This window comes from Paenibacillus sp. XY044, assembly GCF_002257645.1.
Classification (GTDB): Bacteria; Bacillota; Bacilli; order Paenibacillales; family Paenibacillaceae; genus Paenibacillus_AQ.
The window spans coordinates 529,415-547,483 of the sequence record NZ_NQMO01000005.1; the positions used below are offsets into that span (position 1 = coordinate 529,415).

The window sequence follows — 18,069 nt, forward strand, 5'->3', positions numbered from 1 at the left end:
AATTATTTCGCGTCTACCCACCAGTTGTTCAGGTGGAAGAAGTATCCGTAAGCCAAGGAGGATTCAGGAGCATCCTCTTCCGCAAATTTCACCTTGTTGTTATACGCGGTTGGCGTACCGTATTGGTACATGAACACGTATGGAAGGTCTGTAGAAATTTCTTGACCGATTTGTTTGTAAATCTCTTTACGCTTCTCTTGGTCTACGACAGCCGTTCCTTCTTCCCACAGCTTGTCGAGCTTTTCATTTTTGTAGAAGCCTTGGTTCTGGCCGTTTGGCGGGAAGAACTTGGAGCTAAATGTAGATTCTCCATCCGGATCCGGGTTGTTCAAGGACCAGCCCATCAGGATCGCTGGGTATTTACCTGGAGTCAGGTTTTGGTCAACCCATGCAGCGAAGTCCAGTGCTTTAGGCACCACTTCGATACCTACGTCCTTCAGGTTTTGCTGGATAACGCTCGCCACTTGCTCGCGGCGGCTGTTACCCGAGTTGTATTGAAGCTCGAAGGAGAAACGGTGTCCGTCTTTCGTCAGGATGCCGTCGCTGCCTGCAGTCCATCCATCTTCAGCCAGCAGCTGCTTCGCTTTTTCCGGATCAAAGGCATAATTGACTGCCGCATCGCCCGGATCTGCCCAGGAACCTGGCAGGAACGGAGCGTTCATCAGCTTGCCTGTGCCTTTCAGAACGTTGTCGATCATACCTTGACGGTTGAGCGCGTAAGCGACCGCCTGTCTTGTTTTTTGTCCGGCCCAAGGTACGAATTTGTCCTTGAAGTTGTCCGGGTTAAAGTTGAAGCCGAGGTATTCGTATTGCGGACCTGGCTCCTGGATAACTGTCAAGCCGTCTCTGCTCTTCACAGCTTCGACTTGGGTTACCGGGATACCGCCGAGAAGGTCAACGTCGCCTTTGATAAGGGCTTGAACTTCTGTGTTTTGGTCGGCATAAATTTTATATACGATCTTGTCGATATGCGGAGCCGGACCCCAGTAATTCGGGTTCTTCTCGAAGGACAGATATTGTTTCTGTTTCCACTCTTTCCATACCCATGGTCCGCTGGAAACGGTTTTGGCAGGGTCTGTACCGTAGATGTTCTTTTGAAGTTCTTCCGGTTTAACATCTTTCAAGATATGTTCTGGAACGATTTCAGTAGCCAGAACGTATTGGAATGGAGCGTAAACAGATTTCAGCGTAATTTTAACCGTGTGCTCGTCAACAGCTTCAATGTTCGTTACTTTATCAAAGCCGGTGATGCCCGGCGAACCCACTTTAGGATCACGAATGGAATTAAACGTGAATACAACGTCATTAGCCGTAATCGGTTGTCCGTCACTCCATTTCGCAGTGTCTTTCAGTTTAATCGTGTATGTGAGCCCGTCTTCAGAGATCGTCATTGGCTCAGCAGCAATAGACCAAGCCTCAGCCGCTACTTCACCTGTGCGGTTAATGTCAAACAATTTCGCATACATGAACTGTACCGCATCGCCAGAAGCCGTATCTTGAACGAAAAGAGGGTTGACACTAACGATATCGGAGAAGCTTCCGTAAGTCAGCGTTCCGCCGTCCACCGGACCGGTCGCCTCTTTAGTTCCTTCCGTGCCCGTAGTTGTAGACGAATCTGTGTTACCCTCGTCTTTAGGTGTGCTGCTTGCATCGTCCTTGCTGCCGCAGCCTACGAACACTGTGCTGATTACCGATAATGAAACGAGTAATGAGAGCCACTTTTTCTTACTTGTCATGTACCATTTTCCTCCCCTTTGTGATTTGAAAAATAATGGCGTCCCGCATAGAAACGAGAACAACCCAAGACCTCTCCAATGGTCCCAGCGAATCTAGCCGTGAGAACCATCAGGGACTTTACACCTACTTCGGTTACCGTAACAGACCCCCGAATGACGTTGAAACAACTCCCCCTCTTGTAGACCTTTCATATTGCAACAAGACGACGGTAGCAAAGTAAAGCAATATATTAAAAAATAATATATCCAGATGTAAGGCAGGACCGTTGCGGGATCGTGCAGGAATAAAGAACGGTAGATTCCGCGATGCTGGCTGCGAGATGCATTATAGCGCAATAAAGCATTAATGCTTTAAATGACCATCGGTCAATTTGAATCAGCAAAAAGGACTATATTTGAAATGGTTAAAACTTCCTAATAAATTTAATGTAAATAATACGTGTAAATTAATATCACGTCAATATTTTTTTTAGGCAGTTTTAATATATTTTTTAAAATGGCTAAAAATAAGCTGTATCAATGGGATTTTGATGAAAGAGGCGATCCGTTTTCACCAAATTTTAATGTTAAAATCAGGAAGGTTTGATGTCCGGAAAATCCATCTTTTAAAAATGATTAAATTATAAACCGCTTACATTGCGAATATATAAAAAAGCGTGTCAGGTTCTGTGACATGTGAGTGAGGTGTCTTGTAATTTATGGAAGTCACAGACTAACAGCATAGGAATCTTCCGAATCATTTCGTGCTATTCAACAATATATTACGTTCAAATTTACTGGAACGGAAATCATCTGTCAATTAAAAAATAGCAGGGAATTCTGGGAAATAGATGGGAATTTAAATATTTTAATTGTCAAGGAGCCGGGGCTGCCGGAGGGGGAAAAAGCCCCCCTCACACCCCTATTATAAATCACTTTTTCAATAAATCTATTAAAACCATTTTATTCCACACAACTAACAAACTAGCGCTCAATACCTATCGATACGATTTCGCACGGTCCTGCTTCCAGCTCATAAGACTCAGATACCTGTTCTACCGAAGCGCCTTCCGCCTCTTCCAAAATGGTCGTTTTATATACACGGCTCACCGATTGAGGCAGTTCTACCCGAAGGCGGGCAGGCTGTTGTTTCATGTTGTACCAGCGAACAATATGGTCTCCGGAATCCTCATTAACCGTCCATGCAGAGAAAGCGACTCCCTCTCCACCCCAGGCAAAAGGAGTATGCGCCGCAGACAGATCGCCGGAATGGATTCCGGTTTGCACGCTTGTCCACGGAATTTGGAATTGGTAAGCTTCCGCGTAAGCTCCGGACTCCTCCCCGCGGCCGTCGTGCGGGATAATTTCAAGCTGAACGGCATGTTCGCCAAGGCATTGTGCCTCCGGCGTCGGGAACCAGCCCCAGTCGCCAAGCTCGCCTACCGAACGCAGCAGGGTGACCGCAATGGTATTCCGGCCGTCCCGCAAAACTTCATACTCGTTCAAGCCAAGGTTGGCTACCGCCAGACCGGCCGCTTCCCCACTCACATCGACAAAAGCCTGCTGATGTTGGGCGTTGCTCGGATTTTGCCACTCGATTGTGGGCTCATTATCCCGTGTTACGATTTCAAACATGGAATCCACGCGGTGCCGGCTGGCTTCAATATTGGTCGGCAGGAGTACACGGACGCGGTGATCCTTGGCCTGGTTGTTAAACGAGGCCTCGACCATAACGCCCTTGCCGTCTTTCTCCAGTCTAACCAGGGTACGGATCTTCATCGGCACGGTTTCTTTCACCCTTTGAGCTTTGCGCTCCGGATAATAGACCACTTCGATCTGCTCCTTCTGAAGAAGCTCATCAGCCGATGCGGGCACCTCCCAGTCATGAACGATTTCGAGCGTAGCACGGTAAGGGGTATCCTCCAGAACCCGGATCGATGCTTGTACATCGCGCGTCGTCAGTGGAGTTTCACCTTCAGGCTGCTTGTACATGTATTCGTTGCCGATGTCCCCGGTATCCTCATAAATGAGCAGGTCGCGGTATTCGCGTCCGTTTCGCTTATCGGTTACCGTAAGGCTTCCGTTCGGCTGAGCCGCTACCCGCAGGTTGTTATTTTCCAACACGTTGTCCCCGGTGATCAAGGATGCCGGAGCATTCGCCGATGGCTGCGCCGCTGCCTGACCGGATACGAGTGCGTACGCCCGAAGTCCGTGCGCTGGAACAGCGTCCGCCTGCAGCGTAATCCGCACTGCACGCGCCATATATGGCTGACGGAACCGGTCATCCGGCAGATCGTAGCCGAAACGCTGGCCCAGGTCCTCCAGCGTAAATGGCACCGGCGTACCGTCCGGGCCTAGTACCACGCGATCACCCAGCTCGAGCGCCTGAATCCGGCGGCTGATTTCATCCAACGGAATTCCGTCGCGGAAGTAAATCCGCTGAACGTCCAGTTCGATGGATACCGTGCCGGTCCGCTCCCATCCGGTGGTGTTGAACACCACAAACGGCAGCGCATCTTCGCCGAACTGCGCGAAGGACGACGTATCTACCGCATCGGCCACTGCCCGCTTGCTGTCTTCAATGATCGACTCCGCCACATCGCGGCTCTTCGCAAAGCGGGTTACCATCTCGCTGTGAACCTCATCAACGCTGCAGCCGCAAATGCTGTCATGCGGGTGGTTCTGCATCAGCGTTTTCCATGCATACGTAAACAGATGATGCGGATAAGCCTGACCGATCAGGTGCGCATACGCCGCAAGCGGCTCGGCTACCTTTTCCAGCAGTGCTTGTCCGAGCTGGTTCATCTGCTTGAGATATACCCGGGAAGATGCCGTGTTCACAAGCGTCCCCCATCCATCGGTCCGCTGGCTTCGAAGCTCACCCCGGACTACGGACAGCTCGTTCTCTTGATGGCCTTTTACCGATTCCAAATACTGCGGGAAGTTCGAATGGACGAACTCTATGTCCGGATACAGCTTGCGTGCCGTCTCCAGCGCCTCAGCCAAATCGGTCTGGATCGGCTGGTGATCGCAGCCGTTCATGAAGAGAAGCTCCGGCGTCGATGCATACTTCTCGGCGTCCGCCAGCTTCCGGTCCCAGAATGCCTTCGCCTCTTCGGGATCGGCCGGAATTTCATTGCCGTTGCTGTACCAGTTGGCAAATAGAATGCCAAGTACCTTAGAGCCGTCCGGCCCTTCCCAGATGAGCTCAGAGAAGGAAGACTCATATTCGGAGTCGGCAACGGTATTGTTAAAGCCGGTCGGTTTGACGCCGCGGCCGAACAAGGCGTTATCGATGCCGGATTGACGCATCAGCTGCGGTGCCTGGCCGACGATGCCAAAGGTATCGGGGAAATATCCCACCTTGGAAATTTGCCCGTAGCGGCGGGCGTCCTTATGGCCGATCTGCATGTTGCGGATGTTGGCCTCGCCGCTGGTCAGGAACGCATCCTGCAGAATATACCATGGGCCGATGAAGATGCGGCCTTCGCGGATGTATTTTTCGAGCCGCTCCTTCTTCTCGGGGCGCACCTGAAGGTAATCCTCCAGAATGATCGTTTGTCCGTCCAGGTAGAAGCTCTTATACTCGGTGTCGTTCTCCAATGTATCCATAAGCACGTCCATCAAACGAATGAGACGGACATGATGTTTTTCATATGGCAAATACCATTCCCGGTCCCAGTGGGTATGGGAGATGATATGCGCAGTTCGTTTCGGCTTAGTTGACATAGAAATCGGGTCTCCTTTCCTTGGGCTGCTCGTTCCTCATCGGAACGTTCATCCCCTACACAGATAAGCATATTGGGCCGAGGCCCAGATCCATGGCCAGGCCTTGCCCTGGATAAATTTGCACCATCATGGATGGCACAATGCTGGCATAAATAACTTAGGGAATGACCATGTCCGTCCGCCAGTGTCCATCCATCGTGTACAAATTAACATTCGAAGTAAGTCTTCAATACAACCTATATATAATGGAAGAAAAAATTTTGACGATCCGTAAAACAGACGATTTCTGCAGGCCCGCACCTTCGGTTCAAGACCAAAATATCCCCCTCACGGTTGCCCAGTTTTGGTGGTCAATCCCAGGGTTCTCTCCATATAAGTGGACACTCTGACACTATGATCCGAAAGTTCAGCAGTCACTGCCAAATGCCTTTAGCTTAGTGAGGGAGCGGACTTCTTCCCGGCCCCTTACCGGTTGTTAAAAACAAGTGTCCACTCATAGTGGACACCCCTCCGTTCTCGATACGGCAGCGGAAAGGCGCAGGATCCCTGGATCCCGCACCAAAATTATCCTTTTCCCCTGCCTTACAAGGATTGGTTTGATACCCGGCCCGTTCGGCCGGGCGACTGCATCCCTGAAAATTTCCGGCCAATGTCTCAACCGTATTGTACCGAATTAACGCCCTTAGTCCACTTGGATGTCAACCTCTTCCGGACGGTAAACGGCCGTAATGCTTCCTTTCCGATCGGTGGCAAACAGCACGCTGCGGTCGTTTTCCAGCGTAAAGCTGTAGACGGCTCCGGTTTGCGGGTCCTTGACCTGTACCGGGGCATCCCAGCCGAATTCGGAGACGAACACGTACAGGCTGCCGTCCTTGAAGCTGAGCTTCCGGCCATAAACGCCCGGCAGGTCTCCGCCGGCCAGCCACTCGAGCTCGCGCTCCACGCCGGCTGCGGCAGCCGCGTACCGGTACAGCTCGAGGATCGGCTCGTCGCGGCCGTTCAGTTCGAGCGGGAGCGGGCTCCAGATGAGCCGGCCTTTGCCCAGCGGCACATCCACGAGGGCATCCATGCTGCCGCTATTGCCTGCAGCCGGGATTTCCTTGGCCACCTCGGCGATCCGCCGGTGCCCGAAGGATACCGGCAATGCGCGGCCGTTCAAGCCGAGCATTTCCTCCCGGCGCACGTTGCCAAGCCGGCGCTCGCCGAGAACGGCGTCCAGCCGCGTCGTCGGCCGCCAGTAGGCGTCAAGGCCGAGCGGGCCGGTGGCGAGCAGCGTCGCGCCGGTGTCCTTGACGAGCTCCAGCAGCTCGTCCAGTGCCCGGCTGTCCATGTTATGCGGGCTCGGCAGCAGGATCAGCTTCGGCGCCTTCTGCCGCAGGGCGTCCAGATGGTATTCCGACGCCGCGCGGAACGGCAGCTTCAGGTCATAGGCCAGCAGCCGGGTCAGCCGCGTCGTTGACTGAAACGCGAATGCGCGGTTCGAGAAGTCGTTGGAGTACGGGAAGACAGCGACGATGTCCTCGAGCTCCCGGTCCGTAAACAAGTCCCGCGTAGCCGCGATGAAGCGTCCAAAGTCGTAGGACACGTCCGCTTCCGGCTTCTCCGTGCCGTCGGCGCGGAGCGCTCCGATATGCGATTCGTTGGCGTTGTCCATATAGAAGTTCGTATTCCAGATCCAGTGGATCGCGCCGGCCCCTCCTGTCGAGAAGGCATAGGCGTATTTCCGTTCCAGAATGCTGCGCAGCTCGGCCTCCGACCGCTTGGAGCGGCCATCCGGCGTCTCTACGTACATAATACCGGTCTCCTGGATCAGATTCGGCTTATCCGGCGTTTTGGTGAAAATGCCGTCCCATACCAGATAGTCGTTCAGCCACCAGGAGTGCACCGTCGTATAATCGACGGCTTGCTCATAGAAGAACGGAGACGGACGCTGGGCGCCGAGAGCTTCGTCCTGCCCGACCGTCACCAAATGATCCGGGCACAGCTCCTTAATCGTGCCGACGAGCTGCTCCGCCCACCGATTGTGCATATCCATCGAGAACAAGCAGTAATCGAGCCATCTTGTTCCCTTCTTCGCTTTGTGCATATCCTGTACGTCGAAGTTGATCTCTTCCGCTTCCGGAATGGCTGCCGAAGCAAAGTCGGGCAGCTGGTCCGGCGTCATGTTCCATGCTTCCTGAAGGCTGCGGATATCGCCGTGGCGGCGCTCCAGCCACTCCACAAATGCTTGGTGCTCAAACGGATCCCGGGCGGAACGCGGTCCATCCGAGAAAATCCGCGGCGGATCGAACATCGACGGTTCGTTGATCAAATCCCAGTCCACATGCGTCGTGGCCGTGTGGCGGCTGACGATGCTGCGGATGAAGCGTTTCTGGGCCTCGACGCTTTGCGGGTCGAGATAAGGATTCAACCCTTCCCACGTCTCCGGCGTAAAGGAAAAGAACGTAAAGGTCACCTGCAGGCCGTGGCGCTTCGCCGTCAGGAAGAAGGCGTCGATCGCACGCAGCACTTCCTCCGAGGCATGCCCGTCGACCTGCATCATATTCCGGTAAGCCGTCCAAACACCGGTACGGATCCAGTTGATTCCCGCTTTGGCCATCTGGGCCATGTCCCGCTCCCAGACGTCCACGTTCGGCAGGAACAGGAACTTCCGGGCCACGTCGGAGGTCATGTACGTCATGCCCACGACGGGCAGCGGCCGCCCGTCCTTGATGAAATAGTCGCGGCTGCGGGTAATCGGCGAGCCCTCGGCCAGAAGGAGGTCGTCACGGCCCCAGAAGCCCTGGCGCAGCACGCGGACCTCACCGTCCGGTCCCTCCGCGCGGCACACGATGCGGTACAGCCCGCTCTTCACGGCCAGCGGCACCGGAATGCGCACAAAGTTTTGTTCCTTCGTCACCTGCGCCTGGAACTGGTGGTTCCAGGCCTCTCCGCTTCCGCCCTCATGGCGGACTTCCAGCTCGAAGCTCCACAGTTCAGGCGCCGTGCTGCGCGATTCCCCGCGCTGCAAAATCTGCGTCTGCAGCGTCAGCACTGCGTGTTCCCCGGCTTCGTACGAAGCGTAATTCGGCTTCAGCGACAGCTCGGTCACGCCCCGGGCGCAGAAACGCGCCCAGTCGATCAGGTGCGAAGCACCCTTGCCGCTCCAGAACGTTTCGGTCAGCGGCAGGAACACGAACATCCAGCGTGATCCGGCGAACGTCACGCGGGAGTTCTCCCACAGCACGACCGGCGCGGCGATCTCCCGTCCTTCGGCGCTGATGCCTGTAAGCAGCGGGTAGATCTGCGTGCTCATCGGGCCGGCTGAGCCCATCTGCTGCGGCAAATCGGCGCTTTTGGTCGTATGCGGCACCAGGTTCCAGGCATCCGCCAGCTCAAACAGGCCTTCTTGGCCGTCCAGCAGCGGGATGCGGGCCGAAACGGCGAGTTCCGTCACCTTAGCGGTGTCCACCCGCAGCGCTTCGTGAATATATAGTTCCTGATGGTAACCGGTTTGCTCAGTCTCCGAAATCCAAGACCCGTTATCCCGTACCACAGGAATTTTAAAAGGCGCCCCGCCCGCGCTGATCAGGCTGCCCCCCCGATGCAGGAAGGCGGAAATCTCCGTCCAGACGGTCTTTGGAAAATAAGGCGCGTGTAAATTGACAAAACAACCCTGATCCAGTCCGCGAAGCGCATTGGCCAGTTCTTCGGCGCGAACGACCGCCACTTCTGCAGCATGCTGGAAATCCCCAGCCTGCGGGAGCTTGCCCGCAGCCGGGAAATCCGGATCGCACAGAATGATGATATGGCCGCTCATAGCAGACCATCCTTCATAGCCTTATACACGAGCTGGGAGAACAGGCTGTTGGACCAGGCGAACCATTTTCGCGTAAAAATGGTCGGATCGTCGGCATGGAAGCCTTCATGCATAAAGCCTGTATCCGCATCGGTAGCTTCCAGCATGGAGATCATCTCCAGCTTCTCTTCGGCCGTCTGGGCGGTTAAGCCCTGCATGGACAAAGCCATATGCCAGATATAATCCTCCGGCGTATGCGGGCTGCCGATACCCTTGGCCGCCTTACCCTCGAAGTAGAACGGATTTTCCTTGCTAAGCGCAAACCGTCTCGTATTTTGATAAATCGGATCGTCGGCCGTCGTGTATCCCAGGTAAGGGATGGACATCAGGCCCGGCGTACCGGCGTCGTCCATCAGGCAGTAATTGCCGAAGCCGTCGGTCTCGTACGCGTAAATCGGCCCGAACTGCGGATGGCGGTAAATGCCGTACAGCTGAATGCCATAGTTGACCTCGATCTCCAGTTCCTTGAGCTCAGCCAGCATGTCCATGTCGCGGAAGACCCATTCGGCGAATTCCTGCATCTGGCGAAGCGCCACGACCGCAAACATATTGCCCGGAACGTTGTAATGGAAGTCGCATGCGTCGTCGCTGGAGCGGAAACCCGACCAGATCATGCCCGTATAGTTGACCGGCATACCCATTCCGTTATTACGCAGCGAGTCGGTCAGAATGCCGTTGTTGCGCGTGAAACGGTACGGAGACTTCTCGAAATGGTGCTGCTCCGTTTTGAACACGTCGATCATAGCGTGCATAGCTTTTTTGAAATTGGCATCGAAAATATCGGTCAGCTCGGTTTCCTTCCAATACAGGTACGCCAGACGAATGACGAAGCACAGCGAATCGATCTCGAATTTGCGCTCCCACACCCAAGGGGACATGTCCGTTTCGTCGGTCGTGTTCCAGTGCCAGTCATTGGCCGATTCATTGAACGCATTGGCGTACGGGTCGATCAGGACGTACTGCACGTGGCGCTTGATCAATCCGCTGATAATGCGCTGCAGATCCTTGTCTTCTTTGGCAAAAGGCACGTAATGGACGACTTGCTCCACGGAATCGCGCAGCCAGGAAGCCGGAATGTCGCCCGTAATGACGAAGGTTGTCCCATCGTCCATCAGTTTGGTCGTCGTTTCCAGCGTATTCGGAAAGCAGTTTTTGAACAGCTGCAGCAGCTTCGGCCGGTGGGCCAGCTTCTGCTCGGCTTCTTTGATTACGTCCTGGATCGCCTGCGGCATCTCCAGCGTCGGCATCGGTATTTTAGGAAGTCTGAATTGTTCCAAAGCGATACGCCCCTTTACTTGGCTGAATTGTCGAGTGAAATGATGTCACATCAAATCATGTGTTGCTTGTTGATCTAAAAAAGTTCTATATGTTGTGTTATTCAACCTGCTTAATGCTTAAGCAGGACGGTTTTGATTTCATAAGGGGCAAAAGACAACTGCACTTTTCCCTCCTGGAGCTGCAGCGGATGAGCCGGCTCCTCGAGCGCATTGGACAGGTAAGCCTCTTTGATAGCACCCGGCCAGGTCAACTCAACCTGCTCGCGTCCGCCGGTCGATTCATAGAACCGCAGGATGACGCCGCTGCCGTCCTCCGCTGGTTTCACCGTGTCGAGCACGACGTGGCCGCCGGATAGCGAAATCAGCGATCCCGTAGACGGGCGTGAGCCTTGCGTACCGGATCCAGCTTGGCGAACAGGCATGTCCACGTTCAGCTCCGTCGCCTGACGGACGGTATGCGACTCCCTCCAGCCGCCTTGATGCGGCAGCAAAGAGTAGGTGAAATCATGCTCGCCAAGATCTGCCGTCACGTCCGGCCATTTCGGCGCACGAAGCAGGGATAGGCGGATCGTGCTGCCTTGAACGTCATAGCCGTATTTGCAGTCGTTCAACAGGCTGATGCCGTATCCATGCTCCGACACGTCTACGAAGCGGTGTCCGCACACCTCGTACTGCGCCTGCTCCCAGCTCGTGTTACGATGGGTGGCACGCTCGAGGGAGCCGAACGGAATTTCGTAGGTCGCCTTATCGGTGACCACATCTACCGGGAAGCCCACTTTCAGAAGCTTGTGCGCCTCGTTCCAATGGACATGCGTTTTAAAATCGATCCGCCGGTCATGGTGATAGAAGATCATGTCCTGCGTGATTTCGGACTGTCCGATCTTCCAGCGGAAGCGGAGCACGTCCTTGGTGCGTCCGGCCAGAATCAACTGCTTCTCGAGGAGCTCTGCCTCACCGGCCGGCTGCTGTTCGTAACGGGTGTCAATGTCCCAGGCATCCCACAGCGTCGGACGGTCGTGGAAGAAGTGGAAACGGTTCGCCCGTTCACCCGGCTTCACGACTTCGCGGCCGGCGGCTTTATCCAGCAGGCTGATGATTTCACCCCGCTCGTTAAACCGCACGAGGTAAGCGGAGGTTTCCCATGTATCACCCAACGCTTTTTCTCCGGCGGAAGCAGCATTCACGCCAGCCTCCGGTTTCACCCAAACGGTTTTGTAACCCAGTGCCGGAACGTCGGAAACCCGGACGGAGATTCCGCCATCGACGATATCCGTCTCCAGGCGCGCGCCATGCTCGTCGTAAGCTGCCAACAAGGCACCTTCGCCTTGATCGGCATTGATATGGACCACTGCGCTCCGACTCCATCCGAGGCTGTTGAAGACGACATAAGGAGTGCCGTCCGTGCTGGAAACGTTGATTTCGGGCGCCAGTGCACGCAGCGCCTCGTCCAGTGCCTGCTCCCCTTTGGCGAAAATATCGCCGTATTCCTTGTCCGACGTTTCATACGTTTCGGTAATCGCCGATCCCGGAATAATGTCATGGAACTGGTTCAGCAGAATCAGCTTCCAACCGTCATGCAGCTGCCGGGTCACCTCTGTACGCTTTGCCGCATCCATTTGCGGCCCAGCCAGCGTGTTCCACAGCTCGGCTTCCCGGTACAGCACCTCTGCCTTACGGTTGCTGCGTTTGTTGCGAGCATGCGTCGTATACGTGCCGCGATGCAGTTCCAGGTAGAGATCGCCGCGCCACGTCGGAAGTACCGGCCCCGCTTGCTCAATGCTTTCGAAGAACTTGGCCGCCGTACTGTAGCGGTTCGCCGGCTGTCCAACCATCAGATCGGACCGGTCGATATACTCCAGCATCTCGCGGGTGACGCCACCGCCGCCATCCCCGTGTCCGTACAGGAGCATCTGCTCGGGATGCAGTGCCTTTTCCCGATAGGACTGCCAGTGGTCGTGAACATCCTTCGGCAGCGTGTTCTCGTTCACACCGTGGTTCAGATAAGACAAAATCGGTGTTCCATCGATGCCCACCCAATGGAACAAATCATATGGAAACAGGTTGGTATCGTTCCAACCGAGTTTGGTCGTCATGAAATAATCTACTTTGCCGTGTTTCAAAATTTGCGGCAGCGACGCGCAGTAGCCGAACGTGTCCGGCAGCCATTCGATATTCGACGTCTGGCCGAATTCCTCCTGATAGAACCGCTGGCCGTACAGAATCTGCCGGATCAGCGATTCACCGCTCGGCAGATTCAGGTCGGGCTCGACCCACATGCCGCCGACCAGCTCCCAGCGTCCTTCCGCGATCCGCGCCTTGACCCGTTCGAACAGCTCAGGATCGTTTTCCTTCAGAAACGCAAAAAGCTGCGGCTGGCTTTGCGCATAACGATACTGCGGATATTCCTCCATCAGCCGGTCGACCGTCGAGAATGTGCGGCTCGCCTTGCGCACCGTTTCGCGAACAGGCCACAGCCAGGCGATATCGATGTGCGACTGGCCGACCATATGCTCCAGCCCCTCGGCATTGCCGCCTACTTCGCGGACACCCTCTCTTAACGCTTCCTCAATATTAGCAACGGTCTTTCCATCACGGATGGCCGCCGAATCCAAGCTTACGAACCGGTCCATCGCTTGGTACAGCACTTCCATCAGGCGCACCCGGCGGAAATCCTCCTGGGGCAGCAGCACCAGCGAGTCGCGCACGACGGTGACTGTATACATCAGGCTCAGCACCGCATGGTTCGGCCTCACGAGCTGACTCGTGACGGACGTGATCGGCGGGTTGATGACCGCCTGCTGGTTCAAAGGATCGACCGGTTCCGGAACCGGGTCGAACAGTTCAATTTCGAGTTCCGGTGTTTCCCCGATCACTGCGGGATCGAGCGTCACGTACGTATGGTTGCGGTCGAGGCCCTGAAAGGAAACCCCGTTAACGCGAAGCAGGCCTTCTCCGCCCGATGCGAAGACGAGACCAACCGGCTCGGATGGCCAGCCTTCCGGCAGCTCAAGCCGTGTCCGGAAGAAATATGTCGTTCCTTGTTTGCTTGGAAAAGAGGCCAGCCCCTTCCCTTCCGGGTAAGGAGCCGTATTCTCATATTCGCCAGGCAGTTTGTAATAAGAGCGGGTGATATCCCAGCTGCGGAGCTCTGTCTGCTCCAGCCAGCGGTTGTCTGACAATTCACGGATAAAGCGTCTGATCCGTTCCATTTATTTACCCTCCCGCACGGCCAACTCCGTGCTCTTCGTGTCGTTTACATGTCTGCCGACATGGATCCGGAACAGCCCCGGTTCCACGACGGGCTTCAGGTCCCTGCCCACGTACTGCAGCTGTTCCCTGCCGATCTTAAATTCCACGGTCCGGGATTCACCCGGTTCAAGTTCCACTTTCGTAAACCCTTTGAGCTCCATCATCGGACGGCTTGCGGCACTGACGGCATCGGAAATGTACAGCTGCACCACTTCCGCCCCGGCACGGCTGCCGGTGTTCGTCACGTTCACGGACACGGTCGCCGTTTCATCTTCCGTTATGGAATTCGTGCTGACGCGGAGCTGATCGTAGCCAAAGGTTGTGTAGCTGAGGCCGTAACCGAACGGATACCGCGGCTTCGAATCCTCTTCCATATACCGCTTGCCCCGCGAGCGTTTGCCGTTGTAATACACCGGCAGCTGGCCGACATGCTTCGGAATCGACACGGTGAGCCGTCCGGACGGATTGACGTCGCCGAACATAATGTCCGCCACCGCGTGTCCGCCCTCTTGCCCAGGATACCACGCTTCCAGGATCGCGTCAGCATGCTCGTCCACCCACGGCTCGGCAATCGGACGGCCGTTGATGTACACCACGACGAGCCGCTTGCCAAGTTTATGGATCTCCTGCATCAATTCCAGCTGCACGCCCGCCAATCCCAGCGTCATGCGGTCGATGCCTTCGCCGCACTCCATGTCGTTCCAGGAGTTGTCCGACACCTTCGAGGCGCCGGTCTTCAGGTCGATTGTGCCTTCGCCGAAATCGCGTGCACTCGATCCTCCCATAACCATCACTACGGTGTCTGCCTGAGACGCGCAGGACAGCGCCGTGTCAAACCCTTCCCGGGAATCACCTTTAATCCGGCAGCCCGGTGCATACAGCAACCGGCTGGATTCAGCGCCGAGCTTCGCCCGAATGCCCTTCAGCACGGTCGCCACCTTGTCCGCCGGCTGCGGCGACGTATAATCGCCCAGCTGATTATAACCGTGATCAGCGTTTGGCCCGATCACCGCAATGGTGCCCGCCTGCTTGTCCAGCGGCAGCGCATTATTCGCGTTCTTCAAGAGAATGATACCTTCCTCAGCCAGCTTGCGGGCCAGCTCCACATGTTCCGTTCGGCCAATCACCTGCTCCGCCCGGTCCGGATCAACATACGGCCGGTCAAACAAGCCCAGCTTGAACTTGAGTACGAGCACCCGCAGCACCGCCCGGTCCAGGACGCCTATGCCAAGCTTGCCTTGGCTGACTGCATCCAGCAAATACTTGCCAAACATTTCGCCGGACATCTCCATGTCGATGCCCGCTTTAATGGCCTGAACGGCGGCATCCATGCCGTCTTCCGCCACATCATGACCCGCGGCCAGCATGTCGATGGCCCCGCAGTCGGTGATGACCATGCCGTCAAATCCCCACTGCTTGCGGAGGACGTCCTCCAGCAGTTCCGTATTCACCGTGCACGGTACCCCGTCAATTTCATTATACGCCGGCATGATGGATGCGGCACCGGCTTCCACCGCTCTTTTGAACGGATACAGGTCCACTTCAAGCAGCTCGCGCCAGCCCATATGCACAGGGCCGGCGTTGCGTCCACCCTCGGAGCTGCCGTATCCGACAAAATGCTTCAGCGTCGCGGCAACGCTAGCGTCGCTGTCCAGAGCATCGCCCTGAAGCCCCTGGACCGATGCGGCGGCAAATTCGCCGATCAGGTAAGGGTCTTCGGCGAAGCACTCCTCCGTGCGCCCCCAGCGGGGATCGCGCACTACGTCCAGTACCGGCGAGTACGTAACCGCCCCGCCCTGCGCCCGCGTCTCCGCGGCCACGGCACGGCACATCTCGCGGTATAAATCGACGTTCCAGGTGCTTCCGAGCAGCAGCGGCACCGGATACACCGTGCCGTCGATCGCCATATGCCCGTGCGAGCACTCTTCCCCGATCAGGATCGGAATGCCGAGCCGGGAGTTTTCGATGGCATAACGCTGAATTTCGTTAACGGCCTCTGCCCCCTGCTTGGCGGACAGCCCGTTCTCCAGCGTAACGCCGGTCCAGGGGTCGGCGCGCAGCACCCCGTACAGGGAACCGACGCCTCCGTTTTGGACCTGCTGCTTAAAGGATTCCTTTAAAACAATCTTTCCATCTCTATGTTCATAGGTTTGCCAGCCGAACGGTTGCACGAGCTGGCCGACCTTTTCTTCCAAAGTCATCAGACCTAGCAAATGCCGGGCCCTCTCCACAGTTGGTTTCGTCTTGTCTTTGTAAATCAACATCTCGACTTCTCTCCTGTCTCCATATAATGATGTTGTTTATTATTCTTTGACGGCACCCACGGTAAGTCCTTGTACAAAATAACGTTGGAAGAACGGATATGCAAAAATAATTGGCAGCGTAGCGAGCACGACCATTGCCATACGGGACGTATCCTGCGGAATGGACTGCAGTGCAGCCATGCTGAGCGAGCTGTTCGCCGAGTTTTGCTGGATGAACTGAATGCTGGATTCGATCCGCATCAGCATCGATTGCAGCGGCACCAGATTCGGATTGTCGATATAGAGCAAGGCATTGAACCAGTCGTTCCAATACCCGAGCGTACTGAATAGACCAATCGTGGCCAGACCCGGCAGCGACAACGGCAGCACGATACGGAGGAAAATGTAGAAATCGCCCGCGCCGTCGATCCGGCCCGATTCGATAATCGCCTCCGGTACGCTGGTGCTGTAGAACGTACGCAGAATCATGATATAAAAGGCGTTCATCGCGAGCGGCAAAATTAGCGCCCACAGTGTATCTTTCAATCCGAGCAATTGCGACACGACCATATACGTCGGAATCATCCCGCCGTTAAACAGCATCGTCAAAATTGCGAATATGGAGAAAAATTTGCGGTAGCGGAAGCTTTTCCGCGAAATGGCATATGCGTAAAGCGAGATCAGGATCAAGCTGACAAGCGTACCCACGACCGTAACGAGGATCGTCACGCCATAGGAACGGAGCAGCGTGTCACCGCTTTGAAATACGAATTTGTAAGCTTCGAAGCTCCATTTGGCCGGGATCAGACGGTAGCCGTCCGTTGCCAGCGTTTTTTCATCGGTTAACGAGATAATGACGACAAACAGGAATGGAAATACGCACAAGAAGGAAAAGATCGCCGCAATTGTATGAAGAACGGCGTTCGCGCCGCGCGAAACATGATGAAAATCCCGTTTTTTTCTTTGAATGACCTCCGCCATAACCTGACACTCCCTTCAAGAAATGATTTAGAATAATGCACTGTCCTTGTCGATTTTACGGACGACAAAGTTGGACACGATAACGAGAACAAAGCCGACGACCGATTGGTATAGGCCTGCAGCGGTACTCATACCAATTTCGCCCGTCGTTTTCAGACCGCGGTATACGTACGTATCGATAACGTTGGTGACGGAGTACAGCGTACCCGAATCTCTTGGGACTTGATAGAACAGTCCGAAGTCGGCGTAGAAAATCCGGCCCACTGCGAGGAGTGTCATGATAATGATGATCGGCGAGAGCATCGGAATCGTAATGTTCTTGATTTGCTGCCATTTGCTGGCGCCGTCGATCATGGCTGCTTCATACAGGGATTTGTCGATGCCCATGATGGAGGCGAGATACACGACGCTGTTATAGCCGACGGATTTCCAAAGGCTGACCAAGACGAGGATATACGGCCAATACTTCGGATCAGAATACCACTGAACCGGCTCGGCGCCAAACCAGCCGAGGATCTGGTTGAACATCCCGCGGTCCATGCTCAGGAAGCTGAATGCGAAGTATCCAACGATAACCCAGGACAGGAAGTACGGCAGGAACATCCCGGTTTGATACACCTTCGCCATCATTTTGCCGACTAGCTCGGAGAGCAGGACCGCCATGGCTACGGACAGGATGAGTCCGAGAATAATAAATGTCAGGTTGTACAACAACGTGTTTCGCGTAATCGTAAACGCGTCATTCGTGCTGAACAGGAACTTGAAATTGTCCCATCCTACCCACTCACTCTTGCTGATACTGGCCCAGAAGCCTTCCCGGTTAAACCGGTACTGCTTAAACGCCACAATCGTACCGACCAGCGGCAGGTACGAAAAGAAGAAAAACCAAATGGCACCGGGCAGTACCATGAACAGCATGACTTTGTTTTTAATGAGGCTTTTGAAAAATGCGGCCATTCTGTTTCCCTCCTACATATAGATTGGTCATACAGTGAAAAAGGACCGGGCGCTAAACCACCCGCCCGATCCTTTCCGAA

Annotated in this window: 8 protein-coding genes; all 8 read right to left on the reverse strand. The window is 55.1% G+C overall.

The window, feature by feature from the left end:
* Positions 1–2: 2 nt before the first annotated feature.
* On the reverse strand, positions 3–1,736 hold the full coding sequence (locus CJP46_RS22230) for a peptide-binding protein (protein WP_094597810.1): 1,734 nt from the start codon (positions 1,734–1,736) through the stop codon (positions 3–5).
* Positions 1,737–2,699: 963 nt separating this feature from the next.
* Positions 2,700–5,444 carry an alpha-mannosidase gene (locus tag CJP46_RS22235; RefSeq protein ID WP_094597811.1) on the reverse strand — a complete coding sequence of 915 codons (2,745 nt, stop codon included), beginning with the start codon at positions 5,442–5,444 and terminating at the stop codon, positions 2,700–2,702.
* Positions 5,445–6,126: 682 nt separating this feature from the next.
* A complete protein-coding gene (locus CJP46_RS22240; protein ID WP_094597812.1) occupies positions 6,127–9,243 on the reverse strand; it encodes a beta-galactosidase in 3,117 nt (1,038 codons plus the stop codon).
* Positions 9,240–10,559, reverse strand: coding sequence for a glycoside hydrolase family 125 protein (locus CJP46_RS22245; protein WP_094597813.1), 1,320 nt, complete (start codon positions 10,557–10,559; stop codon positions 9,240–9,242). The genes CJP46_RS22240 and CJP46_RS22245 overlap by 4 nt, the downstream gene beginning before the upstream one ends.
* A gap of 110 nt (positions 10,560–10,669) precedes the next feature.
* Entirely contained in the window at positions 10,670–13,768 is a 3,099-nt protein-coding gene (locus CJP46_RS22250; RefSeq protein ID WP_094597814.1) for an alpha-mannosidase, read from the reverse strand.
* Positions 13,769–16,072 (reverse strand): glycoside hydrolase family 3 N-terminal domain-containing protein, encoded by a 2,304-nt coding sequence (locus CJP46_RS22255; RefSeq protein WP_094597815.1) that lies wholly within the window; start codon positions 16,070–16,072, stop codon positions 13,769–13,771.
* A gap of 39 nt (positions 16,073–16,111) precedes the next feature.
* The gene (locus CJP46_RS22260) at positions 16,112–17,032 is read right to left on the reverse strand and encodes a carbohydrate ABC transporter permease (protein ID WP_094597816.1); all 921 of its coding nucleotides are present in this window, start codon (positions 17,030–17,032) and stop codon (positions 16,112–16,114) included.
* 27 nt (positions 17,033–17,059) lie between these two features.
* Positions 17,060–17,989 carry an ABC transporter permease gene (locus CJP46_RS22265; protein ID WP_094597817.1) on the reverse strand — a complete coding sequence of 310 codons (930 nt, stop codon included), beginning with the start codon at positions 17,987–17,989 and terminating at the stop codon, positions 17,060–17,062.
* Positions 17,990–18,069: the final 80 nt, after the last annotated feature.